Raw genomic sequence first — 19326 nt, forward strand, 5'->3', positions numbered from 1 at the left:
CGCGGTCGTGTGTGCGGGGGACGCCGGCGAAAAACTAGGGGGCAAAACCTTCGCGCGCATAGCAAGGAAAGGCTGGTCGTAATCTGACTTTACGCTAACCGCCGATACCGGTCCGGGACAGTTCACGTCTGAATTGTCCCGGTGATGTGCCGGTCATGGCCTTGAAGCCGCGGCTGAAGGCTGACAGTTCACTATATCCCAGATGTTCGGCAATATCGGGGATCGGAAGATTGGTCAGGCGCAGCATATCGCTGGCAATCCCACCGCGCACTTCATCGCGAATTTTGCGAAAACTCGTCCCGGCCAGATCAAGCTCGCGCTGAAAACTGCGCAGGCTCATGGAAAATTCCTCGGCCGCGTCATGGATATCGATCTGACGATGGCGGCAAAGTGTGGCGACGATCCATGCCTTGGTCGCAGTCGGAAGATCGACATTCTGTTCAAGCTTGCTTGATCGCACCTGAAATTCGCGGACCAAATGCCAGTGTTTTTCCGGGTTGGCCTGTTTCATCGGCTTGTTGAGCAACGATGCAGGCAGGAAAATCGCGTTTTCACGCTGCCCCAGACGGACCGGACATTTGAAATGATTCTGGAAAGTGCCTAATCCACGGTCATTTCGGTGTTCAAAATCGATGCAGTTTGGCTGCCATCCCTCACCCAAGGCAGCTAGCAAAAGCGAATGAAACGATGCTTCGCTGAATATCGCATCCTGGGTTCGGCTCCGTACCGCGTGCTCGGCAATCCGATAAGAAAGCTTCGCCTGCCCATCCTCGACCGACAACGAAAAGGATGTGCTGCCCTGAAGGGTCGGAAAAAATCGGGCGAATTTTTCAAGCCCATGACCAAGAGTCGGCGCGGTCAAAACCATCTCGGCATGTTTACCAAGACCGCGATAACCCCATGTATTACCAAGCATTAATCCCAACGCCGGGTCATTGGTAGCATCCGATGCCAGTTCCAGCATGGTGGTAAAAATCATCAATGGTGTTGATTGCGGCGAGATAAAAAGCCCAGCCCCTGCCAACCCCGCACGCGCAGAAAGACCCACATGATCAATGCCGGACTCACCAAGCATTCCCATCACGCTGTTTAGAACCGAACGGTCAATGGCACCCGAAACACGTTTCATGGGTTATCCATTCCATGGGCAGTTACCCTTTAACTGCATTCAATTGATGTGCCAATTGAACGACACCTCTCAACCCGACACCAGCCGCCGAGGTGATTTTGGCACCAAATGTCAAATACAGACCCGTTGGCATTGGCTAGCATTTTAGAAATAGAAAAATACAAAATCGCCGATCAGGGAAACCGCGCTCATTCGACATCCCCCGATGGTCAAACGCGTTTTTCGGCATCTGCCTGAAGTCCAGGGAACAACGTCCAATCAAAGCCCCCTCCGCGCCACCAACGCGGTTGTCAAACGCCTGTGCCCGGCCGGTTTACCCCGGCCTGCGATCAGACATCATCATCAGGGAGAAAAAGAATGGATAAATGTTGCAGCAGTGAAAAGGTCGAAGTCACCCACCCGCTTCAACCCTTGACCGCCGAGGAAATCATCAAGGTGGCAGACATCGTGCGCGCCGATCCGCCCTATGGCGACAATACCCTGTTTGAAACCATTGAGTTGATGGAACCCGAAAAGGATGAACTGGCCGATTTCAAACCGGGCGATGCAATCAAGCGCAAGGCGCGCGTCAATGTGTTTGATTCCACCAAGGTCAGCGTAACCAAGCTGGTGCTTGATCTTGACGATGAAAAGATCATCTCGGCCAAGGAACTGCCGGGCAAACGCCCGATGATCCAGCTAGAACAGTTTGTCGAGATCGAGGAAATCGTCTGTGCCGACCCGACCTTCATTGCAGCGTGCAAAAAGCGTGGCATCACCGACATGTCGATGGTCTGCGTCGATCCGTGGTCAGCAGGCAATTTCGACAAACCCGGCGAAGAAGGCCGCCATCTGGCGCACGTTTTCTGCTGGCTGCGCAAACGCGAGAACTCAAACTTCTACGCCAACCCGATCGAAGGCCTGAATGCCGTTGTCGATCTGTTGTCCAAGGAAGTCATCCGGGTCGATGATTATGGCGGCGCCCCCATCCCCGAGGCGGAGGTCAATTACGAGGCCGACTTCTTTGACGCAGACGAATTCCAGCCAAAAGCCAAACCGATCAATGTCGTTCAGCCCGAAGGTGTGAACTTCAAAATGGATGGCAACAAGATCAGTTGGCGTAACTGGGAACTGGTGATCGGCTTCAACGCCCGCGAATCTCTGACCCTTCATGACATCAAATTCAATGGCCGCCCGATTGTCCATCGCGCCTCCATCGTTGAAATGACCGTCCCTTATGGCAGTCCCGATAACGGGCATTACCGCAAGAACGTCTTTGATATCGGCGAATACGGCATTGGCAAATTGGCCAATTCCCTGACGCTGGGCTGTGATTGCCTTGGCGTGATCAAGTATCTTGATGTCACGCTCAACACCATGAACGGCGAACCGTGGACGATTGAAAATGCCATTTGCATCCACGAAGAAGACGCAGGTCTTTTGTGGAAGCACATGGATTTCCGCACCGAACGCACCGAAAGCCGCCGCAATTCAAAGCTGGTGATTTCCACCATCTGTACGGTCGGCAACTATGAGTATGCCCTGTATTGGTACCTGTTCCTTGATGGCATGATCGAGTTTGAGGTCAAGGCAACCGGCATCATCAACACAGCCGCCTGTCTGCCCGGTCAGCCTGGCAAATATGCCGTTGAAGTTTCCCCGGGAGTTGCCGGTCAGATCCATCAGCACATCCTTTGCGCGCGGCTTGATATGGCGATTGATGGCTATGGCAACAGTCCGGTGGAATGCAACACCTTTGCCGAGGAACCCGGTCCCGACAACCCCTATGGCAATGCGTTCTATGAAAAGGAAACCGTTCTGGAATCCGAACTGGCCGCAGCACGCAAAACCAACCCGGCCTCGCAACGCTACTGGAAGGTGGTCAATCCCAACAAGCTTGGCAAAACCGGTCGTCCGGTGGGATACAAACTTGATGCCACCAATTGCGTGACGCCGTTCATCAATCCGGATTATCCATCGGGAAAACGCGCAAGTTTCATTGAAAATCATGTCTGGTTCACAGCCTATGATTCCGAGGAACGCTTCCCCGCCGGTGATTTCATGAACCATTCCGATGGGCGTGACGGACTGACTGATTTCATCAAGAAGGACCGCTCCCTTCAAAATACCGACCTTGTCATGTGGCATGTCTTTGGCCTGCACCATCAAGTCCGCATGGAAGACTTCCCGGTTCAGCCCTGTGTCACCACCGGCTTCAAACTGATGCCGATGGGCTTCTTTGATGGCAATCCGGGCATCAACTTGCCACCGGAAAAGAACGATGCCAGCTGCCCGGCAAAATGCTGATCTGATCCAACCAACGCGGATCATGTCATCATGTCGATCAGCTATGTGATCATCAGTGGCCTTTTGCTGGGTCTTGCCAGCAGCCTGCATTGCGCGGGGATGTGCGGGGCGATTGCCTCAAACATCCTTGCCGCAAGCGGTCTGCATAATGGCCCGGCACACCAGCAATTCCGTACCCTTGTCCTTATGCAGGCTGGGCGCAGCACGACCTATATTCTTGCCGGTCTAGTCGTCGGCGGGGTTGGCGGCGCGTTTGATGCGTTGCTGGTCACGGCGGGATGGCAACCGGTCTTGCGCCTCATTGCCAGTCTGGTGGTGATCTATTCCGGTCTTGCGGTGATTGGTATCGCCCCGGCGCTGCACCGCCTTGACCGCATCGTGCCGAAATTCCTGTTTCAAACCGCGTTGCGCCCGGCACTTGCAGGCGCCGCGACCACTGGTCACGGGCAACAGACAACGCAATCAGCAAATACCGCGCCCAAAGCATTCCGGGCCGGGATTGGCAAATTTTCACTGGGCGCGGCCCTTGGCCTCACACCCTGTGCGATGGTCTATAACGCGCTTCTTACTGCAATGATGAGCGGCACCGTCGCCAAGGCCGGATTGTTCATGGCCTGCTTTGCACTCGCTGCCCTGCCCGCCGTGATCTTTGCCGCCCTTGGCATCAGCTTCCTGCAGCGTTCTGCACGGGGCGATCAATTGGGTCATGTGGTCAGGAACTTGATTGCCTGTGCGTTGCTTACGGTCGGTATCCTGACCCTTGCCGAACCGGCCATGGGCCTGATCGCACTCTGCCTGTCAACTTAATCCGAAACCGTCGCCGCCTGTCCGACCTCGGTGGGCAATTCAAGATACAACTCCGCGCCCCCGAATGCATGCACCAGATCACCGGCCCGCAGGGTCACGCCTTTAATATCTTCAGGGATTGTCACGCCAGAAAGCGATCGGGTGAAAGGCTGCTCATTGACATGTGGATGGGCCAGAACCCGCTCCCCCAACACCGCGCCATCCGGCCCAATCACCTGCCAGACATTGGCATAATGATCCCAGCCGGTATCGTCATGCGCAACGGTCACATCAAACCGATAAGTATCAGCGCCGGTTTTGGTCGCCTTGGCCGCAACCACATCGGCCTCCCCGGCATGGGCACCCGCCGAAAACGACAAAGCCCCGCAGACAAGAACCAGACGGCTCATCAAACGAAATGATGTTCGGTTCTGCATGGCGGGGCTCCTGATCTGGTTTACTTGGGTTTAGGCCTCTGCCTCATCCCGGCGCACCATGCGCGGACGGCCTTCGGCGTCGATGGCAACAAAGGTAAAGGTCGCCTCGGTCACCTTGATGCGCGGCGGCTGATTGCGGCGAAGCACCCAGCTTTCAAGATGCAGCACCATGGACGTATTGCCGATCTTCTCGATATCGCCATAGACACAGACAGTATCGCCGACATAAACCGGGCGATGGAACGTCATGCCGTCCACGGCGATGGTCGCGACGCGGCCTTCGGCAATCTGACTTGCCAGGACACCACCGGCAATATCCATCTGCGACATCAGCCAGCCACCAAAAATATCCCCACTCGGGTTGGTATCTTTGGGCATGGCAAGGGTGCGGGTACACAGATCACCACGGGGCATGGTGCTGTCTGCGAAAAGGGCTTGCTCTTTTTCTGTCGCCATCAGGCTCACTCCTGTTTGCGGCACGCACATTTCGGCACGCCATTTTTTTATTGGACCTCCCGGTCGCGGTTTTCTGCATCCTGTCTTTGCGAAAATATGATCGGATTGGGCGACCATCACTTGCAATGGATTCAAAAACACATTTTTATGGTCGATGCGCACCGATCATATGGTACGAACCAACAAAGATATGGTACTCGTTTAGCGCCGAGGCTTCCAAGCCCTGAATATCGAAGAACAGATATACGGTATTGGACCTTGTTTTAACACAATAAAAGAAGTTGCGTTCCGGGGCATGACCGACCTTTTTGAAGATTCAAACCAGTCCACCGACAAAGCCTATTCCGCCAAGGATATTGAAGTTCTCGAGGGCCTTGAGCCCGTCCGTCGACGCCCCGGTATGTATATCGGCGGCACCGATGATGCAGCCTTGCACCATCTGGTCGCGGAAATTCTCGATAACTCGATGGATGAGGCGGTCGCAGGCCACGCCGACTGGATCGAACTGGAATTGCAGCCAGACAACACAGTGCTGGTGCGCGACAACGGGCGCGGCATTCCGACCGACCCGCATCCGAAATTTCCGGATAAATCCGCCCTCGAAGTCATCCTGACCACCCTGCACTCCGGTGGTAAGTTTTCTGGCAAGGCTTACGAGACCTCCGGCGGTTTGCACGGTGTCGGTATGTCGGTGGTGAACGCCCTGACCGAGAAATTCCGCGTGGAAGTCTGCCGCGATCGCAAGATGGTGTTTCAGGAATATTCCAAGGGCACCCCGCTGGGTCCGCTTCAGGATGGTGGCGCGATCAATAATCGCCGCGGCACCACGGTTATCTTCAAACCCGATCCCGAGATTTTCGGCGCCCGTGCCAAGCTCAAGGCAGCCACCATCTTCCGTATGGCGCGGTCCAAAGCCTATCTCTACAAGGGTGTGGAGATCCGCTGGTCTGTTGACCCAAGCCTTCTGACCAGTGACGACCCGACCCCGCAGCAGGAAGTCCTGAAATTCCCCAACGGGATTCTCGACTATCTGGAAATGACTCTTGAGGGCCGCGATCTTGTCACTGACCGCCCGTTTGCTGGCGAAGCAAAATTCGCTGACAGTGCCGGCCGTGTCGAATGGGCCATTGGCTGGCCGGAAAGCGGCGAAGGCTATTTCCATTCCTATTGTAACACCGTCCCGACCCCGCTTGGCGGCACGCACGAAGCCGGTTTCCGCTATGCACTGACCAAGGCGATCAAGGCCTATGGCGATATGCTCGGTCAGAAAAAGGCATCGGCCATCACCGCCGAGGACGTCTTTGGCGGCGGCTGCATCATGCTTTCGGTGTTTATTCCTGATCCGCAATTCCAGGGTCAGACCAAGGAAAAACTTGGTACACAGGGCGCGACCAAACTGGTTGAAACCGCAGTTCGTGACCACTTTGACCACTGGCTGACGGGCGATACCGAAAACGCCAAGCGTCTGCTTGAACGCATCATCCTGCGCGCCGAGGAACGTCAGCGCCGCAAGGAGAAAAAGGAAACCAAGCGTCAGTCGGCCACCCGTCGTCTGCGTCTTCCGGGCAAGCTTGCAGACTGTTCGCGTTCTATCGCGGCTGGCACTGAAATCTTCCTGGTGGAGGGTGATTCTGCAGGTGGCTCTGCCAAGCAGGCCCGTGATCGCGAAACGCAGGCTGTCCTGCCGCTACGTGGTAAGATCCTGAACGTGGCATCGGCCACCTATGAAAAGATGATGGCCAACCAGGAAATCAAGGACATGATCGAAGCCTTCGGCTGCGGTTCAGGCTCTGATTTCCGTATCAACGATCTGCGCTATGAACGCATCATCATCATGACCGATGCTGACGTTGATGGCGCGCATATCGCGTCCCTTCTGATGACCTTCTTCTATCAGGAAATGCCCGGCCTTATCGAAGGCGGTAACCTCTATCTTGCGATGCCGCCGCTTTATCGTCTGACACAGGGCGGCAAATCGGTCTATGCGATGGATGACGCCGAAAAGGAAGTCCTGATCGAAAGCGAGTTCAAGAACCGCAACAAGGTCGAGATTTCCCGCTTCAAGGGCCTTGGCGAAATGCCCCCGGCCCAGCTACGCGAAACCACCATGGCCCCGAAAAAACGCACCCTGCTGCGCGTAACCCTGCCGGATGCGGCCGAACCGGACGCACGCGGTCAGACCAAGGATCTGGTCACTCGCCTGATGGGCAAAAAGCCGGAGCTCCGCTTCCAGTTCATTCAGGAACATGCCCGCTTCGTCGAAGATATCGACGTCTGATAGGCATTTCTTCTTTCTAAAAAAACCCGGCCAGTTGCGCCGGGTTTTTTGTCCGCCTTCCCCACCAGAAAAAAGACAGGATCGCATAGTGTCTCACGATTATGCTGCCATCCTTGAACAGATCGCCGACGAAGTTGCCAAAGCTGATTTTGGCACCGCGCGTAAGGCCGATTACATACCCGCTCTTTCGGATGTGCCCGATGATCATTTTGCCATGGTCATCTGTGGCACCGATGGACAGGAATTTGCCATCGGCCAATCCGATCAGTCCTTCTCAATTCAAAGCATTTCAAAAATGTTCGCGCTTGTCCTCGCCCAGCGCGCCCATGGGGACGACCTGTGGCAGGCAGTGCGCCGAGAACCATCTGGCTCGGCCTTCAACTCCCTGATCCAGCTCGAACAGGAAAACGGCATTCCGCGCAACCCGTTTATCAATGCCGGCGCCATCCGGGTCACGGACCTGATCACGTCTCGCTATGCAAACCCGGATCGCTCCGTTGCCGAATTTCTCGGACAACTTTGCGGCAATCCCGATATTCGCGTTGATAACGATGTTTACATCTCCGAGGACCAGCACGGTGATCGCAACCGTGCCATTGCCTATCTGATGAAAAGCTTCGATAAGCTCGACAACCCGGTAGAAGACGTTGTGCGCGCTTATTTCAAACAATGTTCTGTCGCAATGACCGCCCGCGAACTGGCACGTGCCTGTCGATTTCTTGCCTGCAAGGGTGTCGGCATGAATGGCCAACCTGTTATCACCGCCGAAGAAACCAGTCGCATCAACGCGCTGATGCTGACATGCGGGATGTATGATGGCGTTGGCGATTTTGCCTTCACCGTCGGCATCCCGGCAAAAAGCGGCGTTGGCGGCGGTATTATCGGCGTGGTCCCGGGTGAATTTTCGGTCTGTGTATGGTCGCCACGCCTCGATCAGCGAGGCAATTCGGCTGCGGGCATTCGTGCGCTGGAAATCCTGATCCGCGCAATTGGCCGGTCGGTTTTCTAAAGGCCGAACCAAGGATCATGTTACCCGCCCGATGGGCAAAAAGCCGGAGCTCGGTTTCCAGCTCATTCAGGAACACACCCGCTTCGTCAAAGATATCGACGTCTGATCGAAAGCAACCCCAAATCCGAAAAAATCGGCGTAATCGCGTGACTTCGACAATTTTCCGACAATATCTATAGGTACACTCACAAACTCAGATCAAAGATCCGAAGGATTGTTGTCATGAAACCGCGTGCATCACGCCTGTTTAAGTTGAAACGCCCTTTATCGATTGCCGCTGCCGCAAGCAGCTTGGCTCTGCTTGCTGGATGCAACATCGCCGCAATTGAACGCGCCCACTATGAAGTCACTGAAGTCGAAAGCTTCAAAAAAGCTGGCGCACCAAGCCGCGTAATGATGCTTGAAATCGTTGATGCCAATAACACCTTCACAGATGGTTTCTGGAGTGCGGCCATGTCCAATCATGGCTACCCGCCACGCCTAAGGTTTGTAACAGATCCGGCTGACATCAAAGACGGAGAAACCATCAAACCCGAAAACCGTATGGTTGCCGTTGTCAATCCTGAACAATCCACCATGCGCGGAAAGCTGTGCTCCGATCCCAAATCTCTCGTCATGGATGAGACAAGCGACACCGTTACCGTTCGCTTCGGGTTCTGTGTAGGAGACAAGATCATCTCGGAAACACGCGCGCATTTTAACAAGGACCGGTTCGCCGAACAGGTGGAAAACAACGCTGACACAGTCAATTATCAGCTTTTCCCACGCCACTTGCGCAACAATGATGATCGCTACTGCAGCCCGTTCTTGCCAAACTGCTAACGTCTTAGAAGATCTGCAAGTGATCGGGCAAAGATGTGCGGCTGTTCTAGCGGCACATAATGCCCGGCACCTGCAATTTCCTGATACGTCGCCTCGGGAATGGCATCTGCCATATCCCGGTGGCTTTCGGGGCTGATAACCCGGTCATGCGTGCCGACCACAACGCTGCATGGCACGGCAATAGCACAAAGATCGGCCATGCTGTCCGGCCGCAGTGCGACGGCGTTGTTTTGCCGCTTAAACACCCCGACCCCGCAATCATCCCCCATAGCGGTCAACAACCTGACCAAAGGTTCATCATGTCGGTTATCTGGATGAAGCATCTCATCAAGCATCCCGTCATTGACTGCGACAAACGGTTTTTTGGATGCAACAATACGTGACAGCAACAAACGTCTGCGTCGCACCGCCTCGCTATCGGCCGTTGCGCGGGTATTGACCAGCATCAAGTGACTGAGCCGTTCAGGTGCCTGGCGCAGAATTTCAAACGCGGCGTATCCGCCCATGGACATGCCCACCAGCGCAAAGCGATCGGGTGCAGCCTGCAGAACCGCACGCGCCATATCTTCCACCCTGTCCTGATCAAACAGCTCGCAGAACACCGGTGCAATCGCGGGCTTGGTCGCATCCGCAATTTCCGAATAAGCGGTCAATGCTGGATGCCACATACGCTGATCAGCCAGCATGCCCGATAAAAATACAACGGGCACGCCATCGCTTTTAGCGTGCCCGGCAGTCTGATCATTGGGCGGTGTCATTTAATCAGCGCGCTCAGTTCCTTGAACTCGGGCGTTCCTGCCACCCGCAGCCATTCAAACATCACGCTTTCACGGGTCACGATCTTCGCCCCGGCATCGCGCATGCGTTCAAGACCAAAAATCTTGTCCTGTTGGCTGCGCGATGTCACAGCGTCTGCCACAACATAAACTTCGCGCCCGCGCTCGATCAGGTCCATAACGGTTTGCAGCACACACACATGCGTCTCCATGCCAACAACCACGACCTGATCACGCCCCTGACTTTCTTCCATCTTCTCGATAAAGCCATCGGCGGGAATGGCCGAAAACGCCACCTTGGAGACAACATTGCCGCCTTCCGATGTATCACCGGGCTTTTCAAGCAGATCGACAATCTGCTTTGCCGTATGTCCCAGTCCCTTGGGATACTGTTCGGTCACGATCACCGGGACCTCAAGGCGATTGGCGCATTTCACCAGAAAACAGCAATTGGCAATGGTTTGATCCGGCGCTTCACAAGCCGGATAGAGTTTCTCCTGAACGTCAATTATCAGCAAACTTGAACGTGTTGCATCCATCAGCACCGGTTTTCTCCCCGAATATTATCTGTAATGTCAGGTTACGCTGGCAAATTGTTGCAAACAAGCCTATCAAAGCTCGCAGAATGGGTTTTCAAGGCCATTTATGCGGCGTTTTTCTTGACTTAATTAAGGCTTGGCTTTACGACGCAATCAGATTTTTAGCGATCCGCTTAACCTTAACGCATTCTATTGCGGGAAAACGAACCATATGAATTTCGCCGATCTCGGTCTGAGCGAAGATATCCTCAAAGCCGTCGCAGACGCCGGCTACGACACCCCAACCCCGATCCAGGCTCAAGCTATTCCGTCGGTGCTGATGGCACGCGACATTCTGGGCTGTGCGCAAACGGGAACAGGTAAAACAGCCAGCTTCACCTTGCCGATGCTTGATATCCTGCATCATGGCCGTGCACGCATGCGGATGCCGCGCTCCATCATTCTGGAGCCGACCCGCGAGCTTGCGACCCAGGTGGCTGCGAACTTCGACACCTATGGCAAATATATCTCGCTGTCCAAGGCGCTGATCATCGGCGGCGAATCTGCTTCAGAACAAAGCAAGGTTCTGGAAAAGGGCGCAGACGTTATTATTGCAACGCCCGGCCGACTGATCGATACGTTTGAGCGCGGCAAGCTTCTGCTGTCTGATTGCAAACTGCTTGTGATCGATGAAGCCGACCGCATGCTCGACATGGGCTTCATTCCCGATATCGAGAAAATCGTCAACATGCTGCCACAGCAGCGCCAGACGCTTTTCTTCTCGGCGACCATGCCCAAGGAAATCAAACGCCTTGCTGACAAGTTCCTGTCCAACCCGAAGGAAATTACGGTTTCCCCGCCATCAACCATGGCAACGACGGTTGAACATAAGCTTCTGGTTCTTGATGACATGGACAAGCGCGAAGCCCTTCGCCGTTTGATCCGTGCCGAAGATGTCCGCAACGCTTTTGTGTTCTGTAACCGCAAAAAAGACGTCGACATCCTGTTCAAATCGTTGACCAAGCACGGCTTCAATGCCGGACGCATGCATGGCGATCTGGCACAGAGCGAACGTACCGAAACGCTGGCCAAGTTCAAAACTGGCGAGATCACCTTGCTGGTGTGTTCTGACGTCGCCGCACGTGGCATTGACGTTGCCGATGTTTCGCACGTCTTTAACTTCGATGTGCCGTTCAACGCCGAAGATTACGTCCACCGTACCGGTCGTACCGGCCGTGCCGGGCGCGCAGGCAAGGCCTTTACCCTTGCCGTGCCCGAAGATGGCAAACTGGTCGCTGCGATAAACAAGACGATCAACATGGACATCCCGTTGAGCGAGCTTGAAGGCATTGAAACGCTTGAGCTGGATTTCTCCGGCAAGAAACGGCGTAACAAGAAAAGCCGCAAGCCAAACAACCGCGATGATCGCTCTGCCCGCCCGGCCAAATCCGACAAAAAGGATGCTGCACCGGAAAAGGCAGCCGAACCGCAGCCTGAGGCACCAAAGCAAAAAGACCCTGAAACGCCAAAGGCACCGGCACGTGAGGCCCAGAATAACAAGGGCAACAATGACCGGAACAATGATCGCAATAATCGGAACAACCGCAACAATCGTCGTGATCGTGATGACCGCGATGACAAGCAGGTCGTCGGCTTTGGCGATCATGTGCCAAGTTTCCTGCTGACCAAAGTTCCGGCCTCAAGCCTTGGCAAAAAAGCCACTGACGAGGAAGAAGCGCCGAAAAAAACCACCCGACGCAAACCTGCTGACAAGTCAAAGGCCGCCGCCCCCAAAAGGCCGCGCCGTTCGACCAAGAAAGCAGCTGCCGATGAAACACCGGCAGAGGCGGCACCGGTAACAGAAGCAACCGAAGCACCGGCAGAAGCCGCAAACGACGCACCTTCTGACGCCGCACCGGCCAAGGAAGTCAAAAAACGCGCACCGCGCCGTCCGCGAAAGAAAACTGCTCCCAAGGCAGAAACTGCCGAAAACACTTCGGAAAGTTCTGACGCGGCACCGGAACAGGCCCCGGCTGACAGCCAAAGCTAAGCCCGCGAATACAGACAAAATTAGAAAGGCCGTCAGATCGCTCTGACGGCCTTTTGTGTCTCTGCATTTTGGTCTGCACCGTTTTAAACGGCGCGGAACAATCCGGTGGATGTCGGTTTTTCCGGGCGACGCTTGCGCATGAGCTTAAGCATCGTTTCAATCGTGATCGACAGCAAGGTCGCATGGGTGATCTCTTCGATCTCATCCATCACAAGGGTCAAAGCCGCCCCGGCATTGGTATCCTGAACAATGCTGTTGGACGGGCTTGTCCCGACCTCCTCGAACAGCTGCACAACATCCAAAAGTGTGGTGCGCTTGGCATTGCCGCAGAACCGATAGCCACCACCGGCACCACGCACCGATTCAACCAGCCCCGCCCGGCCCAGATCCCGCAGAACCTTTGCCAGATGGTTGGTCGAAATATTGTAACGCTCGGCGATTTCCGATGCTGAAAGCTGGCGGTCGGTATCTTCGGCCAGCTCCAGCACGGCATAGAGGGCAAACAGCGTCGCCTTTTGCAAGGACATCATCGGCTTATTCCCCCTCTTCCATATCTGTTTCCAGCTGGATGAACGGCCCGGCCATCATGCCCTGTGCGCGGAAGAACGACATCAAATCGGTCGCATCGCGCGGGATCATGGTGCGGATTTTGGTCACACCGGCATTGCGGAAACAGCGGCAGATTTCATTGTAAAGGATCGTACCGATCCCCCCCATGCGCAGGTCGGGTTCAACACTGACCGTGCCAACCCATCCACACGGGACGGAATTGAATTCCCATGACCGGACTTCACCAAAAATGCAGCCAAGAAGCGTTCCGTTCTCTTCGGCAATCAGGAAGAAACGGGAATCCTTGCGATTTCCATAGCGGGTAAACAGATCATCCCAGTAATCCGGCTTGCGCAGCCCCGTGGTCCGGTCATCAAGATCGACAACATTGGCCAAGTCTGCCTCGACCGCCGGACGAATATTGATTTTATGCTCGCCAATTGTAACCAGGTTATATCCTGGCGTGTTTTGCGCAGCGTCCACCATGCGTGCCTTTCAGTATATCGGCTGCCAATGTCACGAAACTATCAGACAGTGTCAGCCTCCCCCGGTTACCGGCAGGAGAATCATCACAATAGAAATAAGTAAATTGGTACGATTATACTACACTGCCCAGATGGCACACGGCAATGATAAGTTCCGCTGCGGATGCTCACAAGTACAGGCATTCCAAGCAATTGAAGGACATACTGGTATTGTTCGCTTCATGCAAGTATCCGCATCCATTTGACCAATAAAATCTGCTGCACCGCACCGCTGCCTTGTACTGATAAAGGCGTAAAAAGTATCCGATGCGATGACGCAAAGATTGACAGAAACGCGAAGTCATGGCTTATCGCGCAGCAGGAATTATGTACAGCCGGTCAGGGATTTGGCAAAATCCACCCGTCCGGAAATATGGTTCTCAGGGCGATTTCAGCCCGATATCTTATCGTCCAAAGGAGTGTGGCACGCCATGGCGCGCAACGGTTTCGACGCAATTGATCGTAAAATTCTTCGTGAAATTCAGGAAGATGGTCGAATCTCCATGGTTGAACTGGCTGACAAGGTTGGCCTGTCTGTTTCGCCCTGCCTGCGGCGCCTTCGCAAACTCGAAGAAAGTGGCGTCATCCGCAAATATGTCGCCCTGCTTGATCCGGCACATTTGCACCTCGGTGTGAATGTCTTCGTCACCGTTTCCCTGACCCAGCATGACGAACCGTCGCTCCGCCGCTTTGAAAGCGCTGTGCAGGAACATCCGGAAATCGTTGATTGCTACGCCATGGTGGGTAATCAGGACTATATGATGCGCATTGTGGTGCCCGACCCGGCTGCATATCAGCGCTTCCTGTCAGAAGTCATGATGAAGCTGCCCGGTGTTGCCAACATGAAATCAAGCTTCACCCTGCACGAAGTCAAAAACAGCACCACCCTGCCGGTCGCCGACGCTGACTGATCTTCGCCAGCGGTCCTTTTTCTATGCCGCTTCGGGGCGCTGATTGGGAATGATCGTCGGAAACAGCACGGCCAACGTCAGCCCGCGCAGCAGGAAGAACCCGTTAAACGCGGCCCACAGGAAATGGTTGCTCCCCATCTGCACGGCCCACCAGGCAAATCCGGCATAAATCGCAACTGAAAGCAGCATCATGTTGCGCCAGCGTTTGGTCTGCATCGCGCCCAGAAAGACCCCGTCAAACTGAAACCCCAGAACACCAGTAATCGGCAGGATCGTGGCCCACATCAAATAGTCATAGGATGCTGTGCGGACTTCGGGAATGCTGGTCAGGGCATCAATGATCCACGGCCCTAATGTGGCAAACATAACCACCATCAGCACGGCTGACACAATTCCCCAGACGGTCGTTTTGCGCACGGCCCAAAGGAACTGTTTGCGCTTTTCCGCACCATAGGCCTGCCCGACAAGGGTTTCGGCGGCATGGGCGAAGCCATCCAACGCAAATGCCCCAAACATCAGGAAGTTTTGCAAAACCGCATTGGCGGCAAGGGTCACCTCGCCAAACCGGGCCGAGAAACTGGTAAACAGCGCAAAGGCTGATGTCAGGGCCATAGTGCGGATAAAGATATCGCCATTGATTTTCATCAGACGGGCCAATTGCACCCGATCAAGCAAGCCAATCCCGCGCCATGTCCCGCCCAGCCGCTTTAGATGCGGTTGCATCAGAAACCAGCCCAACGCCACGCCGGAGTAGTCTGCAATCACCGTCGCCCCAGCCACGCCGCGCACGTCCCAGCCAAATCCCTGCACAAACAGGATATCCAGGATGATGTTCAGCGAATTGAGAACCACCTGAAAAATAAACACAGCCCGGCTGTCACGCATCGCCAACAACCAGCCCAGCATGCAGTACTGCATCAAGGTCGCAGGCGATGCCCAGATCCGCACATGGAAGTATTCACGCGCCGCGGCCTCGACCGCCGGTGTTGGCGCAATCAGGGACATGGCCAGTTCGATAATCGGCCATTGCAACACCATCACTGCCAAACCTGCGACAACGGCAATCAGGGCTGCACGGGCAAAAACTGCGCGAACCCCATTGGGATCACGCCGTCCATACGCCTGCGCTGCAAGCCCGGTCGTGGCCATGCGCAAGAAGCCAAAGCTCCAGAATACATAGGAAAAGACCAGCGCCCCTACAGCGACCGCCCCGATATAATGCGGACTGTCGAGATGCCCGACAACGGCCGTATCAACCGCGCCAAGAAGCGGTACAGTCGCATTGGACAAAATGATCGGCAGGGTCAACGCCAGAACACGTCGATCCCCCTTGCCAAACCAGCGGCGCGTGCGGTTCATCTGGACCTCGGTCTATGGATCATGCTGTGGGGCATCCGGGCGAACCGGAAGAATTCTTGTGACACAGAATACCCGACGGCAAAAGACGCCTTTTACTGACCAGCTGTCCAAAAAATCCACATCGTTAACTTTTGTCCCGAGTCATACAGCCTGTGGGTGAAAATTCCACCAAGCAAGCCGTGCAAACCAAAGCCATTTTCTGGAAGATTTCTCAGATCACTTTCAATCAAACAAGATAAGCATTTGATTTTAAACATTAAAATTAAAAACCGAAAGTGATGATGCTTTAAATTAGAAAACATAAAATATTTATACCGCGGCATAGCGACATACGACTTCGCATCACCATACGAAAGTTTTATTCCGCAATTTTTCCAAAATACGCTGTTCCATCCACAAAGTTATCCACAGGCCACATCAAGATCTATGTTTCAGTCCTGTAACTAACTGCGATGCCCGCTGATTTCAGTGGAAAAAATGCTGGTGGTCGACGTGCTGCGTTGCTAAGCAGGGGAAACGGGAAAATCAGGAAAGCAGACATGAGCACCGATACTCTCCTCACCGGACCAAGTGTCCCGGCCGCTTCCGGCACGACCAAAAGCGTTGTCATCTTGCTGCACGGCTATGGCGCGGACGGCAATGATTTGATCGGTCTGGCGCCGCATCTGGCACGCGCCCTGCCCGACACAAGCTTCTATTCGCCCAACGCACCCTTCCCGTGCGAAATGTCCCCCTTCGGGCGTCAGTGGTTCAGCCTCGCCGAATATGATCCGGAATTCCTGCGCCGCGCGCCGGAAACCATGTCGGGTGCCCTTGCCGCGATGGCTGAAGGCGCGCGCAAGAATGCGGCCTATGTCGATGACTTCATTGATCACGTCATGGAAACCCATGGTGTCAGCGCTGATAAAGTCGCCCTTGTCGGCTTTTCGCAGGGTACGATGATGTCTCTGCAAACTGCCCCGCGCCGCAAAGAACAGATTGCCGGTGTTGTCGGATTTTCCGGTGCTTTGCTGGGCGAACAGGCCTTTGGTGCTGAAATCAAATCACGTCCGCCGATGGTGCTCGTGCATGGCACTGCCGATCCGGTCGTCCCGATCGAGGCCTCCCGCCTGGCGAAAGAAACCCTTGCAGCCAATGGCATTGACGTCAGCCTGCATGAACGTCCGGGCCTGCAACACGGCATTGACGAGGAAGGCCTTGGCATTGCCATCGACTTCCTGGGCAAACGGCTTCACTGATCAGATATCTCGTCCACACCAGATTGGCAAAAAGCACCTTTCTTAAACGTCAGGTGCTTTTTTTCTGCCTGATCGTTCCAACATAAGAGCAGCAAAGCGCGATTTCCCACGCACGTGTCTAAACCACAACCCACAAATTCTTTTTGTGCCAGTGCCTTACGAACAATCGGCTTGCAAAAAGTTGGTGCAATCAACCACGATAAAACCTATACTTTTCGGTATTATATAGTTTTAAACTATACTAAAGAACATATCTGAGAATAACTTCGCGCGCCCTGGCGCCACGAATAGCAAGAAAACGGGAACCGATCATGCTTCAGAACATAAGAATTGGTCAGAAAGTCGCCAGTTTGTCGCTGCTGTCCTTGATCGCCTTGCTGGCGATTGCAGCTCTTGAACTTCAAACTTTGCGCAGCGGGTTGCTTGAAGACCGCAAAGACAAAATTCAGGCAACTGTTTCAATGCTGGTAACCGCCGCCCAGTCCTATCAAGACCGCGTAAGCAGCGGCGAACTCACCCAGGAAGAAGCCACGGCCGATTTTTACCGCTGGAGCACAGCGGCAAGGTTTGACGAAGGCACCGGCTATTTCTTTGCCTATGATGAAAACGGCATCAACAAGTTGCACGGCGCCAAACCGTCACTTAACGGCACGGACATGAGTCAGGTCAAAGACCCGACCGGCAACTTTATTGTGCAGGATCTTCTCGCCGCGGCTCAAAACCCCGAAGGCGGTTTCTTCTCTTATTACTGGCCAAAACCCGGTGAGCCCGAGGACAAACTGTTCGAGAAACTTTCCTATTCCGCCATGCTCCCCTGGGGCGATGCAATTGGCACCGGTATCTATATTGATGATGTTGATAAAGCGTTCTGGGAACAGGCCGTCTTTGTGATGGTGATCATCGCAATCGTTGTTGCCCTGATGATTGCCTTCGCACTGGCGATCGGACGTAACATTACAGGTGGCCTGAATAAACTCTCCGCCCGCATGAGCGAAATCGCCAATGGTAACCTTGAAGGCGAAATCGAAGGTCAGGAACGTGGTGACGAAGTTGGCGACATGGCACGAACCGTCGTTTCCTTCCGTCAGCAGGCCGTCGAAAACCGTGAATTGCAGGATCGCCAGCAAAAACTGGAAGCTGAGGCAGACGAACAACGCCGTCAGGACATCACCGACATGGCTGATAGCCTGGAAGAACGTGTCAAAGGTCTGATCCGCGCGATTTCGGGCTCCATCACCGAGATGAAGCAGGCAACTTCGAACATGGAAGAAGCCAGCAACACCAACAGCCAGCTCTCTGCGGCTGTCGCCTCGGCAACGACCCAGACATCCACCAACGTTCAAACGGTGTCTTCGGCAACAGAAGAGCTGACAGCTTCGAGTGACGAGATCGCGCATCAGATCTCGCAGTCGGCAGAGGTCGCCAATCAGGCCAATGAACAGGCCACCCGCACCAACGAGACCGTAACCGGGCTGGCTGATGCCGCACAGAAGATTGGTGATGTTGCCAAACTGATCGGTGATATTGCCGAACAGACCAACCTGCTTGCCCTCAACGCCACCATCGAGGCCGCACGTGCCGGTGATGCAGGCAAAGGCTTTGCTGTTGTCGCAAGCGAGGTCAAAAACCTTGCCAACCAGACCGCCAAGGCGACCGAGGAAATCAACCAGCAGATCCTCTCGGTTCAGAATGAAACCGGCGAAGCGGTTGAGGCGATCCGTCTGATTTCCGAAACCATCGCCCAGGTCGCCGATAGCTCGACCGCGATTGCGGCTGCGGTTGAAGAACAACATGCCGCCATTGGCGAAATTTCGCGGAACGTTCAGCAAGCCGCTGACGGCACCAGCGAAGTCTCCCAGCGCATCGAGACGGTCAACGAAAATGCCGGTCGCGTCTCGTCCGGCACCAGTCAGCTTGCCCATTCGGCAGAAAAACTGGTTGAAGAAGCACAATCGCTTGATGAAGCGGTTGAACAATTCCTTGCAGATCTACGCAAACGTGCAACCGATTAGGTTGCATATTCAGCGAAACCATCCGAAAGGCTGGGGCATAATGCTCCAGCCTTTTTTTGTTCGCGTCAGACAACACCGGCCGCGAGCCCAGCGTATGCAACGCATAGCAACTTGCAACCAGGACGCAGCGAACCCATTTTCAAATTAGAACTCACCACACCTATACTTTGGGCTAATTCTACTTGC

17 protein-coding genes are annotated in these 19326 nt (G+C 54.5%); 9 read left to right on the top strand and 8 right to left on the bottom strand.

Features of this window, described 5'->3' with window-relative positions; translation table 11 throughout:
* Nucleotides 1–94 precede the first annotated feature (94 nt).
* The gene (locus tag HED22_RS19025) at nt 95–1129 is read right to left on the bottom strand and encodes an AraC family transcriptional regulator (RefSeq protein WP_167725258.1); all 1035 of its coding nucleotides are present in this window, start codon (nt 1127–1129) and stop codon (nt 95–97) included.
* A 357-nt stretch (nt 1130–1486) separates the two neighbouring features.
* On the opposite strand from HED22_RS19025, the gene HED22_RS19030 reads away from it, so the two are divergent.
* Nucleotides 1487–3415, top strand: coding sequence for a primary-amine oxidase (locus tag HED22_RS19030; RefSeq protein WP_167725261.1), 1929 nt, complete (start codon nt 1487–1489; stop codon nt 3413–3415).
* A gap of 30 nt (nt 3416–3445) precedes the next feature.
* Entirely contained in the window at nt 3446–4222 is a 777-nt protein-coding gene (locus HED22_RS19035) for a sulfite exporter TauE/SafE family protein (protein ID WP_167725263.1), read from the top strand.
* Here the strand turns inward: HED22_RS19035 and HED22_RS19040 are convergent.
* Together HED22_RS19040 and HED22_RS19045 are read right to left on the bottom strand one after the other, a co-directional pair.
* Nucleotides 4219–4638, bottom strand: a complete 420-nt coding sequence (locus HED22_RS19040) for a hypothetical protein (protein ID WP_217701917.1) — start codon at nt 4636–4638, stop codon at nt 4219–4221. The genes HED22_RS19035 and HED22_RS19040 overlap by 4 nt on opposite strands.
* Nucleotides 4639–4668: 30 nt before the next feature.
* Nucleotides 4669–5094, bottom strand: coding sequence for an acyl-CoA thioesterase (locus HED22_RS19045; protein WP_167725265.1), 426 nt, complete (start codon nt 5092–5094; stop codon nt 4669–4671).
* Between the two features lie 295 nt (nt 5095–5389).
* Between HED22_RS19045 and parE the strand changes: the two genes are divergently transcribed.
* The 3 genes from parE to HED22_RS19060 all read left to right on the top strand — a co-directional run bounded on the left by parE (nt 5390) and on the right by HED22_RS19060 (nt 9203).
* A complete protein-coding gene (parE, locus tag HED22_RS19050; RefSeq protein WP_167725267.1) occupies nt 5390–7372 on the top strand; it encodes a DNA topoisomerase IV subunit B in 1983 nt (660 codons plus the stop codon).
* An 88-nt stretch (nt 7373–7460) separates the two neighbouring features.
* A complete protein-coding gene (locus HED22_RS19055; protein ID WP_368484519.1) occupies nt 7461–8381 on the top strand; it encodes a glutaminase in 921 nt (306 codons plus the stop codon).
* A gap of 222 nt (nt 8382–8603) precedes the next feature.
* Entirely contained in the window at nt 8604–9203 is a 600-nt protein-coding gene (locus HED22_RS19060) for a hypothetical protein (RefSeq protein WP_167725272.1), read from the top strand.
* On the opposite strand, the gene HED22_RS19065 is transcribed toward HED22_RS19060, so the two are convergent.
* Together HED22_RS19065 and HED22_RS19070 are read right to left on the bottom strand one after the other, a co-directional pair.
* Nucleotides 9200–9961: an alpha/beta fold hydrolase gene (locus tag HED22_RS19065; protein ID WP_167725274.1), complete on the bottom strand. Its 762-nt coding sequence runs from the start codon at nt 9959–9961 to the stop codon at nt 9200–9202. The two genes, HED22_RS19060 and HED22_RS19065, sit on opposite strands and share 4 nt — an antisense overlap.
* Nucleotides 9958–10518, bottom strand: coding sequence for a hydrolase (locus HED22_RS19070; RefSeq protein WP_167725332.1), 561 nt, complete (start codon nt 10516–10518; stop codon nt 9958–9960). Before HED22_RS19070 ends, HED22_RS19065 begins: the two co-directional genes overlap by 4 nt.
* 211 nt (nt 10519–10729) lie before the next feature.
* Between HED22_RS19070 and HED22_RS19075 the strand changes: the two genes are divergently transcribed.
* Nucleotides 10730–12547, top strand: a complete 1818-nt coding sequence (locus HED22_RS19075) for a DEAD/DEAH box helicase (protein WP_167725276.1) — start codon at nt 10730–10732, stop codon at nt 12545–12547.
* A gap of 83 nt (nt 12548–12630) precedes the next feature.
* Here the strand turns inward: HED22_RS19075 and HED22_RS19080 are convergent, their stop codons facing one another.
* The gene (locus HED22_RS19080) at nt 12631–13077 is read right to left on the bottom strand and encodes an Rrf2 family transcriptional regulator (RefSeq protein ID WP_062957798.1); all 447 of its coding nucleotides are present in this window, start codon (nt 13075–13077) and stop codon (nt 12631–12633) included.
* A gap of 4 nt (nt 13078–13081) precedes the next feature.
* Nucleotides 13082–13582: a GNAT family N-acetyltransferase gene (locus HED22_RS19085; RefSeq protein ID WP_044828654.1), complete on the bottom strand. Its 501-nt coding sequence runs from the start codon at nt 13580–13582 to the stop codon at nt 13082–13084.
* Nucleotides 13583–14051: 469 nt separating this feature from the next.
* Here HED22_RS19085 and HED22_RS19090 point away from each other — a divergent pair, with 469 nt between their 5' ends.
* Complete coding sequence (locus HED22_RS19090) at nt 14052–14531, top strand: Lrp/AsnC family transcriptional regulator (protein ID WP_167725279.1); 480 nt, start codon at nt 14052–14054, stop codon at nt 14529–14531.
* A gap of 21 nt (nt 14532–14552) precedes the next feature.
* Here the strand turns inward: HED22_RS19090 and HED22_RS19095 are convergent, their stop codons facing one another.
* Entirely contained in the window at nt 14553–15890 is a 1338-nt protein-coding gene (locus HED22_RS19095) for an MATE family efflux transporter (protein WP_167725281.1), read from the bottom strand.
* Nucleotides 15891–16429: 539 nt separating this feature from the next.
* Between HED22_RS19095 and HED22_RS19100 the strand changes: the two genes are divergently transcribed.
* Both HED22_RS19100 and HED22_RS19105 read left to right on the top strand, forming a co-directional pair.
* Nucleotides 16430–17128 carry an alpha/beta hydrolase gene (locus HED22_RS19100; RefSeq protein ID WP_167725282.1) on the top strand — a complete coding sequence of 233 codons (699 nt, stop codon included), beginning with the start codon at nt 16430–16432 and terminating at the stop codon, nt 17126–17128.
* 311 nt (nt 17129–17439) lie between these two features.
* On the top strand, nt 17440–19140 hold the full coding sequence (locus HED22_RS19105; RefSeq protein ID WP_167725285.1) for a methyl-accepting chemotaxis protein: 1701 nt from the start codon (nt 17440–17442) through the stop codon (nt 19138–19140).
* The last annotated feature ends 186 nt before the right edge of the window (nt 19141–19326 follow it).

Source organism: Thalassospira sp. HF15, assembly GCF_011806525.1.
Taxonomy (GTDB): domain Bacteria; phylum Pseudomonadota; class Alphaproteobacteria; order Rhodospirillales; family Thalassospiraceae; genus Thalassospira.

Excerpts from the sequence above, each read along its gene's own strand:
- HED22_RS19025 (WP_167725258.1), bottom strand. The coding sequence starts at position 1,129 with ATGAAACGTGTTTCGGGTGCCATTGACCGTTCGGTTCTAAACAGCGTG.
- HED22_RS19030 (WP_167725261.1), top strand. The coding sequence starts at position 1,487 with ATGGATAAATGTTGCAGCAGTGAAAAGGTCGAAGTCACCCACCCGCTT.
- HED22_RS19035 (WP_167725263.1), top strand. The coding sequence starts at position 3,446 with ATGTCGATCAGCTATGTGATCATCAGTGGCCTTTTGCTGGGTCTTGCC.
- HED22_RS19040 (WP_217701917.1), bottom strand. The coding sequence starts at position 4,638 with ATGCAGAACCGAACATCATTTCGTTTGATGAGCCGTCTGGTTCTTGTC.
- HED22_RS19045 (WP_167725265.1), bottom strand. The coding sequence starts at position 5,094 with ATGGCGACAGAAAAAGAGCAAGCCCTTTTCGCAGACAGCACCATGCCC.
- parE (WP_167725267.1), top strand. The coding sequence starts at position 5,390 with ATGACCGACCTTTTTGAAGATTCAAACCAGTCCACCGACAAAGCCTAT.
- HED22_RS19060 (WP_167725272.1), top strand. The coding sequence starts at position 8,604 with ATGAAACCGCGTGCATCACGCCTGTTTAAGTTGAAACGCCCTTTATCG.
- HED22_RS19065 (WP_167725274.1), bottom strand. The coding sequence starts at position 9,961 with ATGACACCGCCCAATGATCAGACTGCCGGGCACGCTAAAAGCGATGGC.
- HED22_RS19070 (WP_167725332.1), bottom strand. The coding sequence starts at position 10,518 with ATGGATGCAACACGTTCAAGTTTGCTGATAATTGACGTTCAGGAGAAA.
- HED22_RS19075 (WP_167725276.1), top strand. The coding sequence starts at position 10,730 with ATGAATTTCGCCGATCTCGGTCTGAGCGAAGATATCCTCAAAGCCGTC.
- HED22_RS19080 (WP_062957798.1), bottom strand. The coding sequence starts at position 13,077 with ATGATGTCCTTGCAAAAGGCGACGCTGTTTGCCCTCTATGCCGTGCTG.
- HED22_RS19085 (WP_044828654.1), bottom strand. The coding sequence starts at position 13,582 with ATGGTGGACGCTGCGCAAAACACGCCAGGATATAACCTGGTTACAATT.
- HED22_RS19090 (WP_167725279.1), top strand. The coding sequence starts at position 14,052 with ATGGCGCGCAACGGTTTCGACGCAATTGATCGTAAAATTCTTCGTGAA.
- HED22_RS19095 (WP_167725281.1), bottom strand. The coding sequence starts at position 15,890 with ATGAACCGCACGCGCCGCTGGTTTGGCAAGGGGGATCGACGTGTTCTG.
- HED22_RS19100 (WP_167725282.1), top strand. The coding sequence starts at position 16,430 with ATGAGCACCGATACTCTCCTCACCGGACCAAGTGTCCCGGCCGCTTCC.
- HED22_RS19105 (WP_167725285.1), top strand. The coding sequence starts at position 17,440 with ATGCTTCAGAACATAAGAATTGGTCAGAAAGTCGCCAGTTTGTCGCTG.